Raw genomic sequence first — 18,465 nt, 5'->3', positions numbered from 1 at the left:
TTTCTTTAATTAAAATTTAACATCTACGCCAAAAGTGTACAACCTAGGTGTTGGATACTGATATACATCGGCAGTTCTACTACTTTCAACATCAAATCCTTCCCACTTAGTAAAAGTTAATAAATTTTCTCCTTGTAGTGAGAAAGACATCGCAGTTAAAAAAGTATTTTTCAAAAACTTTTGAGGCACATTGTAACCCACTTGAACGTTTCTCATACGAATGTAAGAAGCATCTCTAAGGAAACGATCAGAAGTACCAGTTAAACCTAGATTTCCTGCATTTAATGAAGGAACATCAGTATTTGTATTAGTAGCAGTCCAAGCATTTAATAAGTCATCTGTAACAGTAAATTGTCCAATATTACCAACAGAATACAAGTTAGCTAAATCACTATCAAAACGAGCTACGTCATACGCATAAGTAAATAATGTGGATACGAAGAAGCCTTTAACACTTAAATCAAATCCAAAACCACCTTGGTATTTTGGCAAATAATTTACACCAGCTCTTCTTTTATCAGCTTGAACAGGATTTTCAGTTGGATTCCCTGCTGCATCCTCAAATAACAATCTTCCGTTTACAGGATTAACTCCTAAATAATGAAACACAAACGGTTCGTTAATACTTCCGCCATTTTCACTAACGTAAAGACCTGCTCCTGCAAATATTTGTCCTGTACCTTGAATATCACTTACAACGTTAGTATTACGAGAACCGTTAGCTCTAACCGTTAAAGTGATCTCTTTTTCTTGATTTCTAATAAGATCATACCCTAAATTCAACTCTAATCCTTTGTTCGTTACTGTTACATTAGTATTTTGAGTTAAATTTGCTGTCCCTGAAGTAGACGTAACCGGATTATCTAGAAATAATTGTGAAGTTGCTCTATTGTAGTAATCAACAGACCCTCTTAATCTTCCTTTGAACAATTCAAAATCTAGACCAGCATTCCACTGTGTAGTCGTCTCCCACTGCAATTCAGGAAAACCAAAGTTAATTCCATAACCAGTTCCACCATTGTAAGCATTGTTTGCAATACTATAAACATCAGTAAAACGAGGTGGTTGAATACCTGCAAAAGCATCTCCTCCTACAACTCTTTGATTCCCTACTGTACCGTAAGATCCTCTTAATTTCAAAACATCAATAAAAGTAAGATTATCCATAAAAGCCTCTTCATCAATATTCCATCTACCCCCTACAGAATAGAACGTACCCCATTGTTTTGACTCAACAAATCTTGAAGAACCATCTCTTCTTACAGAACCTACGATACCGTATTTACCTTTGAAGTCATAATCAAATGAACCAAAATAAGAAATTAAATCATTTCTAACATTACGTGCTGAAATTTGAGGAACATAAAAATCATTTGTACCAGTATCCGCAGCATAACCTGCTCCTGTGTTAGGAACAAAAACACCCTCAATTAAACCTCTTTGTCTATAGTTATTAGTATACAAACGAGAGTGATTGTACTCCATGTTAGCATTCACATTGAACGTATGATCCCCTAAAGTTTTACCATAATTGATTTGCCATAAATTATTGTAATACCATTCTCTTCTTGAGTTTATATCCTCAAAACCAGTAAAGGTTTGTCCTGCAGCTTGAAACAATAATGCATTAAACGAGTTTGGAAACTCTGATTGAAAAAATCTGGTATCTAATAACTGACCGTTCAATCTACTACGTACTGTTAAATCTTTTGTGATATCATAAGAGAAATCAGTTGCTACATCTATACGAACTTCATCCGTTTGGTTTTTATATTGTTGTAGTTTATCTACTAACATAATTGGCGTAGCCAACAAACCAGGTGTGTTGTTGTAATAATCTAGCGCAGAACGTGGCCCAGTATAAATATCTGGAGAAACATAAGGAGCCGAAATAAAAGCACCTAAAACATAGTTTCTATTAATAGCACCATCACCTAAACTAGTCGCTTCATTGTTTTTACTGAAACCAAATGAAGTGTTTACTTGATACTTAAACTTCTCATTTTCAGATCTACCATTAATGTTATTTCTTAATGTAAATCTTTTTAAACCTGTTGTAGCTAAAATACCTTGTTGATCAAAATAACCCAATGAGGTATAAGAACTCATGTTTTTACTACTGTTCTCTACAGAAATGTTGTGAGAAGTTGTATTCGATTGAGTAAAGAAATAATCAACCCAATTCGTATTAATATCAAACGCGTCTATTTGAGCATCTGTTAACGTAGCTCCTAAACCAGAACCAAAATTTTTCTCAATTCTTAATAATTGGTTAGAATTAGCATAACTGTATTTTGGTTTTTGCAATTCCCCAACACCGTACTGAGAGCTTACTCTGAATGTAGTTTTAGCCTCACCAAACTTAGCTCTTTTAGTTTTAATAACGATAACACCATTAGAACCTCTGTTACCATACTCAGCAATTGCTGCAGCATCTTTTAGCACAGATGTAGACTCAATGTCATTAGGGTTAATAGAACGAAAGTTGTCACTGTTAGAAGGAAAACCATCAATCACATATAATGGATCAGAGTTTCCTGTAATAGTACCTACCCCTCTAATAACAACTGATGATTTAGCACCTGGCTGACCTGTACTAGCGGTAATGTTAACCCCCGCCAATTGACCTTGAAGTGTATTAATCGCATTTGCATTAGGTCTGTTTTCGATAGTTTTACTAGAAACAGTAGCATCTGATACAACAGCTGACTTTTTAGTTACTGTTCTGTACCCTTGAACAACTACCTCAGCTAACACCTTAGCATCATCTTGCATCGATACGTTAATCGTATTTGACGCACCAACTGTTTTTGATGATTGACTCATCCCTACGAAAGAGAAAACCAAAACATCACCTGTTTTTGCTTTAACAGCATACCTACCATCAAAGTCAGTTTGTACTCCTGAACTAGTACCTTTAATTAAAACATTTACACCAGGAATAGGACCAGAAGCATCAGAAACGACACCGGTAATAGTTCTCTCTTGTGCAAATGCAAATTGCATTGACAAGGCCAATAGCAATGAAAAAATCCATTTGAATTTTGATCTCATATTAAATTTGTTTTGAATTAGTTATTTGACAAAAATCATAATAATTTCTTAAAGAAACAAATATATCCTAGAATTAACACAAATTATTTTTTTGCATCATAAACGATTAAAAAAAACACTTAGCTGTACCATATTAATAGTTAAACCGCATTATTCGCATGCTTTTGCTTTTAAGTATGTTATTATCCTAAATTAACATAATGTTAAGCACCTTCATTTTTAACTCTGAATTTAGAAGAAATACGCAAAAAGTACCGGTATTAAAGGAATCACAGGACTTGAAAAAAAAATGAAAAAGGCACTGGAAATGCTACTATCAAGCACCGAAAGAGCAACAAAGTAAAACTAGTTTTATGTGCCAAAGAACCCGCTAAAATAGGGCAACCACAACTAATTTTTCCCATAATAAATACTATCCTACAGGTGATTTGCCCCACTTCACCCTGATTTAACCAAGAATGCTCAATTTGCCTTTAAATCCATGAAATGAACTACTTAACAAGACAAAGGCTTTACCAAGTTTGAAATTAATAAATTGAATGAAAATTTATAAAATAGAAAATTTCTTATAAAAAATTAAGTAATAACAAGATATTTTTTCGTTAAAATAGGCATTTAGGCTCCACAACATAACAAATTAGCTCCTTGCACTCCAATACACAAACCGATTTATACCCAATTTCCAATAGTAATACTCCGTATCGAAAACTAAAAGCTGCTTCCTTTTATCTACATTTGCAGCATGTTTTCACTTTTCAAATCAAAACCCGTACTGAAGGATCTCATTCCGGACGACCATATAGACATTCACTCCCATTTACTACCTGGTATAGACGATGGTGCAAAAAATTTTGAAGATACGCTTCGACTTACTGCTGCGCTTCAAGGTTTTGGTGTTTCACAATTTATCACCACGCCTCACATCATCCAGCATGTTTGGGATAATACTCACGAACAAATCCTATCTAAGAAAGCAGCGACAGTTCTTGAATTACAGCACAACGCTATTTCCGTTCCTTTTAAAGCTGCCGCCGAGTATTTGATGGATGATCAGTTTGTACGATTATTCCAGTCCAAGGATTTATTAACTTTGAAAGACAATTATGTTCTGGTAGAAATGTCGTATATCAACGCTCCTATTCAATTGTACGACATCCTTTTTGACTTGCAGGTGGCAGGCTACATTCCTGTATTGGCTCATCCAGAGCGCTACCTTTTTTACCACAATAACTTTAATGAATATGTCAAACTAAAAAGAGCGGGCTGTCTGTTTCAATTAAATCTGTTGTCCATCGTGGGCTACTACGGCGCTGGGATAACCAAAATAGCGGAACAGTTACTTCAAAAAGGCCTATATACCTATGTAGGATCCGATGTGCATCACAACAATCACATTGCAGCCTTTGACCAAAAGATACAAATCAAAGACATCGTGCCATTGCAAGAAGCGATTGCCAACAATCAATTTTTTAAATTTGGCTAACACGTGTAAGTAATAGGAATAAAACAATGACGTATTTTTTTTTACCATATAAGTCATTGAAGTTTCATTTGTGTAAGACTGATAACTTAAGCAATAATAAGGTCATTTAAGGTTTAAGCTTACATGTTTTTATGTTAAATAGTATTTCACTCCTTTTATAGTACGGCAATAAAGAAGTCCAACTACTTAGTTGCCGCACCTTACTTTTTATTTATTTTCAATCCTGAGTTATTATTTTCTTCTAAAACAAGAACTAAACCTTTTCTTAATTCCGAAATGGTTTTAAAACGTTTCTTGGAATATTTTTTTTTAAACATATAAGTCATATAAGTTATTAATGCTTAATACTGCTTAATTTCCTCGTAGAACAGGAACTAAACTTTTTCTTAATTCCTTATTGGTTTGAAACTTTTCTTGGAATACTATTTTTCAACATATAAGTCATATAAGTTTTAAAAATTGTACTGCTTCATTTCCTCGTAGAACAGGAACTAAAATTTTTCTTCATTTCTTAATTGTTTGAAACTTTTCTTGGAATACTATTTTTCAACATATAAGTCATATAAGTTTAATGCTTGATAACGCCTCATTTCCTCGTAGAACAGGAACTAAACTTTTTCTTAATTTCTTAATTGTTTGAAACTTTTCTTGGAATACTGTTTTTCAACATATAAGTTATATAAGTTTTTAAAATTGTGCTGCTTCATTTCCTCGTAGAACAGGAACCAAACTTTTTCTTAATTTCTTAATTGTTTGAAACTTTTCTCGGTTGACTATTTTTCAACATATAAGTCATATAAGTTTAATGCTTGATAACGCCTCATTTCCTCGTAGAACAGGAACTAAACTTTCTTTTAATTTCTTAATTGTTTGAAACTTTTCTTGGAATACTGTTTTTCAACATATAAGTCACATCAGTTTTTAAAAATTGTACTGCTTCATCTCCACGCAAAACACCAACTAAACTTTTTCTTAATTTCTTAATTGTTTGAAACTTTTCTCGGTTGACTATTTTTCAACATATAAGTTATATAAATTATATAAGTTATATAAGTTTTAAAAATTGTACTGCTTCATTTCCCCGCAAAACACCAACTAAACTTTTTCTTAATTTCTTAATTGTTTGAAACTTTTCTCGGTTTACTATTTTTCAACATATAAGTTATATAAGTTTTTAAAATTGTGCTACTTCATTTCCTCGTAGACAGGAACTAAACTTTCTTTTAATTTCTTAATTGTTTGAAACTTTTCTCGGTTTACTATTTTTCAACATATAAGTCATATAAGTTTTTAAAATTGTGCTACTTCATTTCCCAGTAAAACAGCAACTAAACTTTTTCTTCATTTCTTAATTGTTTGAAACTTTTCTCGGTTGACTATTTTTCAACATATAAGTCACATCAGTTTTTAAAAATTGTACTGCTTCATCTCCACGCAAAACACCAACTAAACTTTTTCTTAATTTCTTAATTGTTTGAAACTTTTCTCGGTTGACTATTTTTCAACATATAAGTCATGTAAGTTTTTAAAATTGTGCTGCTTCATTTTCCCGTAAAACAGCAACTAAACTTTCTTTTAATTCCTTAATTGTTTGAAACTTTTCTTGGAATATTTTTTTTAAACATATAAGTCACATCAGTTTTAAAAATTGTACTGCTTCATTTCCCCGCAAAACAGCAACTAAACTTTTTCTTAATTCCTTAATTGTTTGAAACTTTTCTTGGAATACTATTTTTCAACATATAAGTCTTATCAGTTATTAATGCTTAATACTGCTTCATTTCCCCGCAAAACAGCAACTAAACTTTTTCTTAATTCCTTAATTGTTTGAAAATTTTCTCGGTTTACTATTTTTCAACATATAAGTCATATAAGTTTTAAAAATTGTACTGCTTCATCTCCACGCAAAACACCAACTAAACTTTTTCTTAATTCCTTAATTGTTTGAAACTTTTCTCGGTTTACTATTTTTCAACATATAAGTTATATAAGTTATATAAGTTATATAAGTTTTTAAAATTGTACTGCTTCATTTCCCCGCAAAACACCAACTAAACTTTTTCTTAATTTCATAATTGTTTGAAACTTTTTGGCATACTGTTTTTCAACATATAAGTCATATAAGTTTTAAAAATTGTACTGCTTCATTTCCCCGCAAAACACCAACTAAACTTTTTCTTAATTTCTTACTGGTTTGAAACTTTTCTCGGTTTACTATTTTCAACATATAAGTCATATAAGTTTAATGCTTGATAACGCCTCATTTCCTCGTAGAACAGGAACTAAAATTTTTCTTCATTTCTTAATTGTTTGAAACTTTTCTTGGAATACTATTTTTCAATATATAAGTTATATAAGTTTTTAAAAATTGTACTGCTTCATTTCCCCGCAAAACACCAACTAAACTTTCTTTTAATTCCTTATTGGTTTGAAACTTTTCTTGGAATACTATTTTTCAACATATAAGTCACATCAGTTTTAAAAATTGTGCTGCTTCATTTCCTCGTAGAACAGGAACCAAACTTTTTCTTAATTTCTTAATTGTTTAAAACTTTTCATGGAATATTTTTTTTCAACATATAAGTCATATAAGTTTAATGCTTAATAACGCTTCATTTCCTCGTAGAACAGGAACTAAACTTTTTCTTAATTCCTTATTGGTTTGAAACTTTTCTCGGTTTACTATTTTTCAACATATAAGTCATATAAGTTTAATGCTTGATAACGCCTCATTTCCCGCAAAACACCAACTAAACCTTTTCTTAATTTCTTAATTGTTTGAAACTTTTCTTGGAATATTTTTTTTAAACATATAAGTCATATAAGTTTAATGCTTATTAACGCTTCATTTCCTCGTAAAACAGGAACTAAACTTTTTGAAAATTCCTCATTGGCTTGAAACTTTTCTCGGTTTACTATTTTTCAACATATAAGTCATATAAGTTTTAAAAATTGTACTGCTTCATTTCCCCGCAAAACACCAACTAAACTTTTTCTTAATTTCTTAATTGTTTGAAACTTTTCTTGGAATACTATTTTTCAACATATAAGTCACATCAGTTTTTAAAAATTGTGCTGCTTCATTTCCCCGTAAAACAGCAACTAAACTTTTTCTTAATTTCATAATTGTTTGAAACTTTTCTTGGTTTACTATTTTTCAACATATAAGTCATATAAGTTTAATGCTTGATAACGCCTCATTTCCTCGTAGAACAGGAACTAAACTTTTTCTTAATTCCTTAATTGTTTGAAACTTTTCTTGGAATACTATTTTTCAACATATAAGTTTTAAAAATTATACTGCTTCATTTCCCCGCAAAACACCAACTAAACTTTTTCTTAATTTCTTAATTGTTTGAAACTTTTCTTGGAATATTTTTTCTGAAACCTAAAAGTCAAACAAGTTTTTAGAGCTTAAATAGGACAGCACCAAACCAATTTTTACTACCAATTTCAATGTTTCACAAGATGAAAGAGAAAGTGAATTAGAATAACTGAATCAATCCCTGAGATTCCTTTGAATCAGTGGCTAAAAAATAAATAAGTGATCAAAACGGACTGTACTATTAATTCACAACACCAACAAGCTTACTTTTTGACAAATTGCTAAACACTCTCTTTTAAAAGTGCTTCACTCAACACCAAATACCGCATCCCACTTTAGCAGGAATAACTTGTTTCACTTATCTGAAATACTACCATGGCTTAAATCAACCTATAAAAGACAAAACACTTTAAAATAAAAAAAAGGTTTACAAAGAAATTAATTCTTTATAAACCTTTTTACAAGTAGTTCGGTAGAAAATTACATTTTAAATATTTTTTTATACCAAGTCTCTTTTTCAATCTTGACGCCGTAGCCATACCCATATCCATATCCTTTTGTAGAATCGGTATCGTTAAGCAGCAAACACATATTCGGCAACTTTTGCTCTTTGTATAAGGTGTTGGCAATATTCAGCATTCTCTTTTCTAAAAAATTGGCACGAGCCACATAAATAAAACAATCTGCATGCTTAGCAATTAAGAGCGTATCTGTCACTAAACTCACTGGAGCTGTATCTACAATGATATAGTCGTATTGATTTTTTAACGTTTCAAAAAGGGTATCTACTTTCTTATTCATCAATAACTCCGCAGGATTAGGCGGAATTACACCAGCAGGTAGCACATGAAAATCTTCAAAACCATCATATTTTACTATAAGATCCTCTAGAACTAAATTTTTAGAAGACAAATAATTAGTAACACCGCGATCCGGCAAACTCAGGTATTCATCTAATCTAGGATTCCTGATGTCCATTCCTATTAATAAAACTTTTTTTCCAGAAAGTGCAAAAGTGGCAGCCAGATTAGCAGAAACAAACGTTTTTCCTTCTTTGGGAAAAGTAGAGGTTAAAAAGATAGTTTTAGCCTGACCGTCTGGAACCTTGCTGAGCATAAACTCTAGGTTTGTTCTTATAATTCGCAACGCCTCGGCAGAACTCGTTCGACTTTCTGATTTGATGATTTCCGAGGGCGTATCTGAGGTTGGCACATCTCCTATAAAAGGAATTAATGTTTTCCCTTCTAAATCCAGTCGGCTTTTTATTTTAGTGTCTAACAAATCCAGTACATAAATCACCCCAAATGGAATCAAAATACCCAACAGCAAGGCACCCAAATAAATAATATTTTTTTTAGGAGCAACAGGAATATCGGAACCTTTAGCAGCATCTACTACTCTGGCAACTGACTCTGTAGCTGCCATTGCAATAGCCGTTTCTTCTCTCTTTTGTAATAAATACAAATAAAGTTCTTCTTTTACCTTTTGTTGTCTGGCTATCACCCTAAACTGACGTTCCTGAACCGGAATTTTACCAATTTTTTGATTCAAAAGTCCTTCCTGATTGTTTAAATCTCTTTTTTGAATCCTCAAATTGGATTGCATGCGACTCAAACTTGATGCCACATTTGACTTTAAAGACGCCAGTTGTTCATTCAGTCTAACCACTGCAGGATTAACCTCAGTAGCCGATTTCAAAATTCTATTGCGGTCTAAAACCAATTGATTGTAGGATCCTATTAATTCAGTGGCTTCCCCGCTTACAATATTGGTAGGTAATAAATCAGACGGCTTGCTTTTTTTAATAAAATCGACCATAGACGAAATAACATTCAACTGAATATCTGCCTCTATGCCTTTTTTATCGTATTCATTAGACCCCGTAATAAAAAGTCCCGCCTCCGTTTCAATGTCCGTTACTTGATTTGCATTTTTAAAATTCTGAACATTTTGCTCTACACCGTCCAATTCGTCAGTGATCAAGGCTAATCTATTGGCTATAAACTTAGAGGTATTTTCAGAAATAAAATTTTTATCAGCGGCAGCATCCTCATTGTAGTTTTGAACTAGATTATCTAAAAAATCTTCCGCTTTTTGCAGCACAGGATCTACGAGAGAAAGTTCGACAACACTGCTGGTTTTGCTTAATGGGGACACAAGCAAGCGGGCTCTGTAACTCTCCGCTACCTTTTCTAGCGGACTGATTACAATGTTGATTGGCTTTACATCCTCACTGTAGGGCGTTGGGTTTACTAACGATTTATTTAACACTAGCGTACCATACTTTGTTTTCACCGGTTCTCCATAGCGAAAAACTTTTTTACTTCCTTCCAACACGTTCCCTTGACCCAACAAGTCTTCAAACTGAAAAGTAGATTCGGACAACGCCAAAAATTGATAAGACCTGCTTTTATTATAAAAATCAGACTTCTGTTCCAGATAATTGATTAAAATGGGCGCATTTTTATATAAATTGGTACTTAGCACTTTACCTTCCACCACAAAGGCGATATTCAAATTCATTTTCCGAACGGTACTTTCTACCAAAGTTCTGGATTTGAGTATTTCTATTTCATTGTCAAGGTTGCTTTTTCCACCACCAATTCCCATATCAGCAAATGCAGATAATTCTGAGGACAGTCCGCCTTTCTTTTCATCCTTTACTAATATCGTCGTCGCCGCACGGTATTGCGGTACAGTGTACCTTAAATAGACGTAAGCACCAAACAAACTGATAAGAACCCCTATTACAAACCATTTCCAATGGGATGCGTACTGATCTATTACAGCCCTTATTTGAAAATCCTGTTCTGCATTTTCATTTAACATATCATTTTCCATGCAACTGTTTTATTTTGAAGAAGTAATAATTAATGTGGTTAAGGCAATCAAGATGGACATGACTGAAAATATCAACCCCGTACTCGGTCCCACTGCCGATCCGTTTATTTTGTTTTGGTTGGGCTCCACATAGACCACATCATTTTGTGCCAAATAATAAAAGGGCGTATTCATAAAATCTGAATTAGTGATATCCACTCTATTATAGGATTTGACCCCATCAATTTCTCGAATAATTAAAATGTTCTTTCTTTTTCCATACACCGTCAAATCTTTGGCCATAGTTAAGGCTTCAATCAACGTGATTCTTTCAGAAGCAACAGCAAAAGTCCCGGGCGCTGTAACTTCTCCTTGTACTGAAACTTTGAAATTAGCAATACGCAAAATAATAATGGGATTTTTTATGTAATTAGCAATCTTCTCCTTCAACACATTTAGTACTTCTGTGCGACTCAATCCGCTCACTTTCAATTTTCCTAATACCGGGAAATCAATATTCCCAGTTGCATCTACTAAATACAGTTGCATTGTAGGCTGTCCATTGGCCATATCCAGTTTTTGCGCACTTTGCACACTTACTGACATCATGTTGAAGGGCAAAGCAATCTCAGGATCTTCCGCTGAGACGATTATAGACAATAAGTCATCGGGTTGTATTTTAATTTCATACGAATTTGATTTTTCCTGTCCTGCTAAGGCATCAATATCTTGGTAATAAATCATGTCTTTTTTGGACGCACAAGAGGCCAACAACACTAAAACCAAAAAGGGAATTGATTTTTTTAATAAGGAAAAGTATTTCATATAATATATTTAAAAAGGGCGCAAATATAGGCATTATTATTATAGTATCATAAAACTTTCGGGAGTAAACCCTACTCGAGACTGGCTTTCATCATAAAATCCAATGGAAAACATCCTGTAAAAAGGGCTTTGGTTGCATAAAACAAGAGACCGTATAACACTTCTATCTTTAACATTTTTTGACAAAAGCTATTTAGTTTAGTTCCAAAATAAAATTAAACCCTCCTTGAATAGACTAAAAAACAGGAATAAAACAAAAGAGTTAAATATGGCGAATAATCAATACTATTGCATTGATTGTACTGCCGGTTGTTATTTATCTAACAGCTCGTACGTCGAATTCATACTTTTGAACTCTGGCACTATTTTTTTCATCTGAGCCACTATAGCTTCGTTAGCAAACAAATTAGACAGACTGATCAACTCATTGATATCGGCATGTAATGCTTCAAACTCTTCTTGAATCTCTTGTGCTATCATGATTTTAGCATGGTGTGTGGGGATGGACTTGGACGTGTCATTGAGTAATTCTTCATAGAGTTTTTCTCCCGGTCGCAATCCTACAATCTCAATCTTAATGTCTCGCTCTGGAATAAATCCTGCTAACTTAATCATCTTTCGAGCCAAATCAATAATTTTGACCGGTTTCCCCATGTCAAAAATGTATATTTCGCCTCCATTTCCCATTGCTCCCGCTTCCAGCACTAATTGGCAAGCTTCGGGAATGGTCATAAAATAACGAATGATGTCTTTGTGGGTAATGGTTAGTGGTCCACCTTCGGCAATTTGTTTGGTAAACAAAGGAACTACCGAGCCGTTAGATCCTAATACGTTCCCAAAGCGGGTGGTAATGAATTTAGTGGCACCCGTTCCTTTCTCTTTTTGATCTCGAAGTTGCAACGACTGCACATACTTTTCAGCAATTCTTTTACTGGCTCCCATAACATTACTGGGATTTACCGCTTTGTCTGTGGAGACCATTACGAATTTTTTCACGTTGTACAAGCAAGCTAAATCGGCGAGATTTTTGGTTCCTTTTATGTTTGTAAAAATAGCTTGACATGGATTTTCTTCCATCAGCGGCACGTGCTTGTAGGCAGCAGCATGAAAGACCACTTGGGGTTGGTAGGTTTTAAAGACCATATCCATTGCCTCGGTATTTCGAATATCGCCGATGACGGTTCGTATTTTTGCCGTAGTACTGATACTTTCTGTTTCTAATTGCAAGTGATGGAGCGGTGTCTCCGCCTGATCCAACATAATAATTTTTTTTGGATTAAAAACCAAAACTTGCCTAACGATTTCGCTTCCTATTGAACCGGCTGCGCCCGTAATCAAAATTACCTTATCCTTCAATTGTTTGGAAATTCCTTTGCTGTCCAGCACAATTGGTTTTCGCTCCAGAAGATCTTCAATTTGTATGGTCTTCACTTTCTGGGAAATCTCTTTTTGGTTTTCCCAATCCGAAATTAAGGGCACCGTAAACACTTTGAAATTGTATTCCAAGCATTGATCTACTATAATTATTTGCTCCTCTCTTGACAGACCTTTGTCTGCAATAATAACACTTTCTGCACCAATGGAACGCATTAGTGCCGGAAGCTTTTTCTTTTGCACTAAAATAGGCAAATCCAACATCCGCTTGGAAGCATTTTGATTGTTCTTGTCTACGAACCCAACAATTTTAAATCGCGTTGGAGTTTCAAACTTTAAGGCGTTAGCCACTGATATCGCATTGGCATCCGTACCATAAATAACCGTGCGCATTAATTTAGCATTGCTTTTTTCGGAGAAGTACAGTTCAAAGGTTTGCTTCACTACCACGCGATACAAAAACAAAGCACAAAAAGAAAGTACGATATTGATAAATAAAGCGGTGTTTAAAAAAGGCTTTTGTTTGAAAAAAATCTGACTGATAAAGTTAAAAAGGAGAAACAAAACCAAAACAGAGAGTTGAGAAAACAGCAATTTGACTGCATCAATATTAGAAGAGTGCCGAATGATTCCAGAATAAGTTCTGAATAACCAAAAGAAAAACAAATTAAGCCCAAAAAAAGAACTAATGAAAGTAATATTGTGAGAGGTGCCGATATAATCCATACCGATTCCTCTAAATATCATGTAGGTAGCAAAAAAACAAAACATTAAAACCAGCATATCAATACTGACGATAATCCATCGCGGTAAATAGCCTAGATTGTGCAACTTCATTCTACGATTTAACGTTGTCGTAATTTCAGAAATGAACTGGGATACTTTTTTATTTATAGGAGTACTCAATTTAATTGGACTTATTTTAAGTGATGTTTTTTTTTGAAAAATAAAAATCAAATATAGGAAATAAAATAGTTGCACGTACGCAACTGTTTTTTTTTATATCTTAACGATTAAAATACCTGTAGCGTATGTTTTAGAACATATTTTACGTAATTTTTTTAAAACGGGTGTATTTTAAGCTCATCACTTCTAATGGCCCGCTTTTTTAGCGGGGTGTATCGAGAGTGCGTCAGTTCGAGTGGCCTGCTTTTTTGCGGGGTGTATAGAGAGTGCGTCAGTTCGAGTGGCCCGCTTTTTTGCGGGGTGTATCGAGAGTGCGTCAGTTCGAGTGGCCCGCTTTTTTTGCGGGGTGTATCGAGAGTGCGTCAGTTCGAGTGGCCCGCTTTTTTTGCGGGGTGTATCGAGAGTGCGTCAGTTCGAGTGGCCCGCTTTTTAGCGGGGTGTATCGAGAACCGTAAACCAAACCACTTGAACTTTTTACCGCCTTTTCAAACACAACCCCTTACTGTTTCGCGAAGAAAGCCAGTACCGCTTCTTTTATTCTTTCTCTTTCGCTATCACTTAAATTAGACCCAGAAGGCAAACACAAACCGTTGTCAAACAAAGTTTCCGCTACAGTGGTTCCATAATACGGATAGCGCTCAAAAATAGGTTGCAAATGCATGGGTTTCCACAACGGACGCGATTCAATATTAGCCTGATCCAAAGCCAGTCTCAGCGCTTCTCGGTCGATTCCTCTCGCTGCATTGGGGGCAACTAAAATAGCGCTTAGCCAATAATTAGCAAAATAGTCGGCGTTAGGAACGGTAAAAATAGTGACTGCCGCTATATCTTTGAATACATCAACATAAAAATCATGCATCTCCCGACGCAATTGTACGTGTGCATCCAACACTTCCATTTGGCCTCGGCCAATTCCTGCACAAATATTACTCATGCGGTAGTTGTACCCTATTTCGCTGTGCTGATAATGAGGTGCTGCATCTCTGGATTGCGTGGCAAAAAAAATGGCTTTTTCTTTTAACGCAGCGGTTGGTATAACAATAGCACCTCCACCAGAAGTAGTGATAATTTTATTGCCATTGAAAGACAATACGCCAATGTCCCCAAAAGTACCGCATTTTTGACCTTTGAAACTGCTTCCTAAGGCTTCCGCACTGTCTTCCAGAATAGGAATTCCATGTGCATCAGCAACCGCTCTTACGGCTTCAATTTTATACGGTACGCCATAAAGGTGCACTGCTATAATGGCTTTTGGCTTTTTCCCTTTTTCAATTTCACTAGTGATTGCTTTCTCAAGCGCTACAGGACACAAATTCCATGTGTCTTCTTCGCTGTCTATAAAAACGGGAGTGGCTCCTTGATACAAAATAGGATTGGCTGAAGCCGAAAAAGTCATGCTTTGACACAATACCGTGTCTCCAGCTTGAACACCTAGTAAAACTAAGCCCAAATGAATGGCTGCTGTTCCAGAACTCAGCGCTCCTACATGCGCTTCATGGCCTAAGTAGCCCTCTAAATCCTGTTCTAATCCTGTAACATTAGGACCCAATGGCGCTACCCAATTGGTGTCAAAAGCGTCTTGTACGTAGTTGCGTTCGGTTCCTCCCATGTGCGGGGAAGAAAGCCATATTTTTTCGTTATTCATTTTATATATCTAAATAGTGTTTTACAAATAATTTCTATGTCTCCATAAAGACTGTGGATATAATAATAGTTCAGATTCATTTTTACTTTATCTGGAAATAATATGGAATCATTATATTCCAAAGGATTTCGTTGTTCCTTTAAAATTTGCTCTTCATTAAAGTATTTTAAAGAGGCTTCGCTTGTCAATCCGGGCTTAAGATTCAATATTTTTTTATCCTCACCCTCTAAAACATCATAATATCCCGGAATGTCTGGCCTAGGTCCAACAAAGCTCATTTCCCCTTTCAAAACATTAAGCAATTGAGGCAACTCATCTAATTTAGATTTTCTTAAAAGCCTACCGAACTTTGAAATGTGTCCTGTTTTACTTCTTATCGTTTTTATTTTAAAAATAGCAAACCGTTTACCGTATCTTCCAATTCTATTCTGAAAAAAAAGACCATTTGATTTCGTATCTAATGATGCAATAATCCATAAAATAATAATAATCCAGCCAATTAAAATTAAAAGCAAAAAAGAAAATAAAAAATCAAACAATTGTTTTCCAGCCAAAATTAAGAGATTAAATTGCTAAATATCATGAAATTTAATCGGTTTTGCAGGAATTCCTACTGCTGTACAATTTTCTGGTAATGACTTTGAAACAACTGCCCCAGCACCAACAATTGTATTTTGTCCTATTTCAAGTTGATTAATTATTTTTGCTCCAGTTCCAACATACACTCTTTCTTCAATTAAGACTTCACCAGAAATATTTACTGAAGGCATGAATGAAGAAAATGAAGCTATTGTAGTATCATGACCAACAGTACACATTAAGTTTAATATTACAAAATCTTTAATAACAATATTACAGGTAATAATACATCCAGCACAGATTATATTGCCAACTCCAATATCTACAAAATCATCTGATATTAAAACATTAGGATGAATGATATTTGGAAAATCAATTTTAGTATTTCTAATTTTATTAAAAATACTGAATTTTATTTTTGGGTCGCCAATAGCAATAACGATTGAACAATCTTCATTGATTTCATTAATATCTTCTACTCCTCCTAAAACTGGAAATCCATTTACAATCTCTCCCTTTTGTAACCCATCATCATAAAACCCAACAAAAAAATAGGACGGAGTAACTTTATTTATAGAATCGAGAATGGTTTTCACTTCTCGACCAAAACCACCCGCACCAATAATTGCAATATTTTTCATTATTTTACTTTTTAGTTCCTGTGAAAGCTTCCATTGTCTTTTGCCCTTCTTGAGATATCCCTTCTCTATAAATCACTTTTTTAATGGTAAACATAATTATTTTAAAATCTAATAATAGAGAAATATGATCTACATACCATACATCCAATTCGAATTTTTTATCCCAACTAATCGCATTACGCCCGTTCACTTGTGCCCAACCTGTTATTCCTGGCTTTACCTCGTGTCGTCTCCTTTGAAAATCAGAATACAAATGCAAGTATTGAACCAAGAGCGGTCTTGGTCCGATTAAACTCATATCCCCTTTGATAACATTTATCAATTGAGGGATTTCATCTAATGATGTTTTACGTACAAATGCACCAATTTTTGTCAAACGTTCCGCATCCGGAAGGAGATTCCCTAGCGCATCTTTCTTGTCATTCATGGTTTTGAACTTGACAATTTTAAATATTTTTCCGTTTTTTCCCGGCCGCAACTGAAAGAAAAAAGGCTTTCCTTGATTAGCTAATGTCAAAAACAACGTTAACACCAAAAGTAATGGACAAAGTAATACTAAAGCAACAAATGAAACTAAAAAGTCTATGACAAGTTTCAAAAATGATTTATACATTTATTTTATTCTTTATTAATTCGTAAGAACGTTCGACCTTATACTCTTTTTGTAATAAGCTCCATGCATTTTCTTTCATCTCAAGATAATTCTCATCATTTGAAATTAAATTTTCAATTGCTTTTTGCATCATTTCATGGTCACCTGAAATTACAGAGTAACCGCATTTATTTTCTTCGATGACAGTCCCAATATCAGTATTAGCATCTGTTGCTGCAAGTATTGGCATCTTCATTTCTAAATACGACAATAATCGAGATGGAAAATTAGGTATTGTAAAAGCTGCATGCAAAAAGATCATCCCGACATCGCAAGCATTTAATAGTAAATCATAATCCTGCTTAGGTAATCCTGCCAACAGTATGGCATTTTTAGGTTTAATTGCTGAAAACCAATTTTTAATTCGATTATACTCAGTCCCCGAACCAACAATTAAAAAAAATACGTTTTTGTTACTAGCCAAAGATATCGTTTCTAATAAAAAATCAATTCCTTGCGGTTTCCCTAAATTCCCCCCATAAACAAAGATTTTTTTGTCTAATGGAAGCTTGTATTTCAACTTTATATCCTTTTTTTCTGCTAGTGTCTGAGAGAAAATAAAAGGTCGAATAGAATTAGGGTTAATTTCTACTTTTCTCTCATCAATAGCGGAATGATGCTGTAGAATATATTTTTTGTTTGCTTCGGACATACACCCTATTGTATCCGAAAGATCATATAACTTTTTTTCTTTTTTAATGAACATTTTATGAAGTATGCCATTTTCTTTAAGCATTTTCATATCAACTGCATTTTGAGGAAAGATATCTTTCAGCAGTAAATAGGCATAAGCATTGTCTCTTTTCTTTATAAAACTAATAACTTTGGAAAAAGTAATTGGCGGTGTGGAATAGATAATAACATCAAACTTTATAGCTGAAAAATGCTTTTTTATAGCAGCCAGAAATTGATACTCGATCGCTAATGTACCCAAACCTTTTTCTATAAGATTCGTTTTTTGAAGGTTAAGCGTTCGCACACTTAGAATAGCACCTTCATTTTCGATTCTAACAAAACTTTTCTTTTTTTCTCTACGCTCAACAGGACATACAGCAAAAACTTCGTGACCCTCCTCATAAAATTTAGAAAGAAGATCCGTATAAATTCCTCTATCAGAAAAGGAATTAATTTTAACCATAGTCAAAAAAAGTATTTTCATTT

At 34.1% G+C, this 18,465-nt stretch carries 10 protein-coding genes; 1 reads left to right on the top strand and 9 read right to left on the bottom strand.

Annotated features, from left to right (window positions below):
- Positions 1-9 precede the first annotated feature (9 nt).
- The gene (locus E0F91_RS07740) at positions 10-3,054 is read right to left on the bottom strand and encodes a SusC/RagA family TonB-linked outer membrane protein (protein ID WP_132065722.1); all 3,045 of its coding nucleotides are present in this window, start codon (positions 3,052-3,054) and stop codon (positions 10-12) included.
- 742 nt (positions 3,055-3,796) lie between these two features.
- Here E0F91_RS07740 and E0F91_RS07735 point away from each other — a divergent pair.
- Positions 3,797-4,537, top strand: a complete 741-nt coding sequence (locus E0F91_RS07735; RefSeq protein ID WP_132065721.1) for a tyrosine-protein phosphatase — start codon at positions 3,797-3,799, stop codon at positions 4,535-4,537.
- Positions 4,538-8,342: 3,805 nt separating this feature from the next.
- On the opposite strand, the gene E0F91_RS07730 is transcribed toward E0F91_RS07735, so the two are convergent.
- The 8 genes from E0F91_RS07730 to E0F91_RS07695 form a co-directional block, all read right to left on the bottom strand.
- Positions 8,343-10,703 (bottom strand): GumC family protein, encoded by a 2,361-nt coding sequence (locus tag E0F91_RS07730; RefSeq protein WP_132065720.1) that lies wholly within the window; start codon positions 10,701-10,703, stop codon positions 8,343-8,345.
- A 9-nt stretch (positions 10,704-10,712) separates the two neighbouring features.
- On the bottom strand, positions 10,713-11,507 hold the full coding sequence (locus E0F91_RS07725) for a polysaccharide biosynthesis/export family protein (protein ID WP_132065719.1): 795 nt from the start codon (positions 11,505-11,507) through the stop codon (positions 10,713-10,715).
- Positions 11,508-11,819: 312 nt separating this feature from the next.
- A complete protein-coding gene (locus tag E0F91_RS07720) occupies positions 11,820-13,718 on the bottom strand; it encodes a polysaccharide biosynthesis protein (RefSeq protein ID WP_132065855.1) in 1,899 nt (632 codons plus the stop codon).
- Positions 13,719-14,286: 568 nt separating this feature from the next.
- Positions 14,287-15,432 (bottom strand): DegT/DnrJ/EryC1/StrS family aminotransferase, encoded by a 1,146-nt coding sequence (locus tag E0F91_RS07715; RefSeq protein WP_132065718.1) that lies wholly within the window; start codon positions 15,430-15,432, stop codon positions 14,287-14,289.
- The gene (locus E0F91_RS07710; RefSeq protein ID WP_132065717.1) at positions 15,429-15,986 is read right to left on the bottom strand and encodes a sugar transferase; all 558 of its coding nucleotides are present in this window, start codon (positions 15,984-15,986) and stop codon (positions 15,429-15,431) included. Before E0F91_RS07710 ends, E0F91_RS07715 begins: the two co-directional genes overlap by 4 nt.
- 18 nt (positions 15,987-16,004) lie before the next feature.
- Complete coding sequence (locus E0F91_RS07705) at positions 16,005-16,652, bottom strand: acetyltransferase (protein WP_132065716.1); 648 nt, start codon at positions 16,650-16,652, stop codon at positions 16,005-16,007.
- Between the two features lie 4 nt (positions 16,653-16,656).
- Positions 16,657-17,265, bottom strand: coding sequence for a sugar transferase (locus E0F91_RS07700; protein WP_132065715.1), 609 nt, complete (start codon positions 17,263-17,265; stop codon positions 16,657-16,659).
- Complete coding sequence (locus E0F91_RS07695) at positions 17,258-18,463, bottom strand: glycosyltransferase family 4 protein (RefSeq protein ID WP_132065714.1); 1,206 nt, start codon at positions 18,461-18,463, stop codon at positions 17,258-17,260. Before E0F91_RS07695 ends, E0F91_RS07700 begins: the two co-directional genes overlap by 8 nt.
- Positions 18,464-18,465: the final 2 nt, after the last annotated feature.

Source organism: Flavobacterium sandaracinum, assembly GCF_004349135.1.
Classification (GTDB): Bacteria; Bacteroidota; Bacteroidia; order Flavobacteriales; family Flavobacteriaceae; genus Flavobacterium; species Flavobacterium sandaracinum.
This window is presented reverse-complemented; position numbering and strand designations above follow the sequence as displayed.